The sequence below is a fragment of the Streptomyces sp. NPDC054840 genome (assembly GCF_053611065.1).
The window spans coordinates 1-1,131 of record NZ_JBSGZP010001153.1; the positions used below are offsets into that span (position 1 = coordinate 1).

Annotated in this window: 2 protein-coding genes; both read left to right on the plus strand. The window is 71.4% G+C overall.

The window, feature by feature from the left end; all coding sequences use genetic code 11:
• Positions 1 to 57: 57 nt before the first annotated feature.
• Positions 58 to 438 (plus strand): hypothetical protein, encoded by a 381-nt coding sequence (locus tag ACWGIU_RS38295; RefSeq protein ID WP_453712761.1) that lies wholly within the window; start codon positions 58 to 60, stop codon positions 436 to 438.
• 7 nt (positions 439 to 445) lie between these two features.
• Positions 446 to 1,060, plus strand: coding sequence for an RdgB/HAM1 family non-canonical purine NTP pyrophosphatase (gene rdgB / locus ACWGIU_RS38300; protein WP_453712762.1), 615 nt, complete (start codon positions 446 to 448; stop codon positions 1,058 to 1,060).
• Positions 1,061 to 1,131 lie beyond the last annotated feature (71 nt).

Genomic DNA, 1,131 nt, shown 5'->3' on the forward strand with positions numbered 1-1,131 from the left:
GGTTTCGCCACCGTGCGCCCGTCCTCGTAACACCCGAACCCTCAGGGGGAGAACCGCATGAAGCTCCGCATAGCGGCCATAGCCGTGGCCGCCGTACTCACCGTCCCGGCCCTGTCCTCCTGCGACGCGATCTCCACGGCGATGGACTGCGCGAACACGGCCGTGGCCATCACGGACGGTGCGAACGACCTCCAGCAGGCCGTCTCCCAGGCGGGCAACAGCCCCCAGGACGCCCAGAACGCGCTCAACCAGATCGAGACGAACCTGAAGAAGGTCGGCGACCAGACGGACAACGCGGACCTCAGCAAGGCCATCGACTCCATGAACACGGCCGTCAAGAACGTCCGTGCCTCCATCGAGAGCGGCAACAACGCCCCGGACATCCAGCCGGTCGCGGACGCGGCAAGCGAGCTGTCCAAGGTCTGCACCCCGGGATAATGGGGGCATGACCTCGACGCCCAGCCGCCTCATCCTGGCCACCCGCAACGCGGGCAAAGTCTCCGAACTCCGCGCGATCCTGTCCGACGCCGGCCTGCCGCACGAGCTGGTCGGCGCGGACGCGTACCCCGAGATCCCGGACGTCAAGGAAACCGGCGTCACCTTCGCCGAGAACGCCCTCCTGAAGGCCCACGCCCTGGCCCGCGCCACCGGCCTCCCGGCGGTCGCCGACGACTCCGGCCTCTGCGTGGACGTCCTGCACGGCGCCCCCGGCATCTTCTCGGCCCGCTGGGCCGGCACCCACGGCGACGACAAGGCCAACCTGGACCTGCTGCTGGCGCAGCTCGGCGACATCGCCGACGAGAACCGCGGGGCCCACTTCGCGTGCGCGGCGGCCCTGGCCCTCCCGGACGGCACCGAACGCGTCGTCGAGGGCCGCCTCCTGGGCACCCTCCGCCACACCCCGTCCGGGACGGGCGGCTTCGGCTACGACCCGATCCTCCAGCCGCTGGGCGACACCCGCACGTGCGCGGAACTGACCCCGGCGGAGAAGAACGCCATCTCCCACCGCGGCCAGGCCTTCCGCGCCCTGCTCCCCTTCATCCGCGCCCTCCTGGGCTGAGCGCCGGTCGATCCGGCGGGCCCTTCGGCGTACCGAAATGCCGAAGGGCCTGCCCTCCCGGAGTCCGGGAG

Coding starts and splice junctions, on each gene's coding strand:
- ACWGIU_RS38295 (WP_453712761.1), top strand. CDS start 58: ATGAAGCTCCGCATAGCGGCCATAGCCGTGGCCGCCGTACTCACCGTC.
- rdgB (WP_453712762.1), top strand. CDS start 446: ATGACCTCGACGCCCAGCCGCCTCATCCTGGCCACCCGCAACGCGGGC.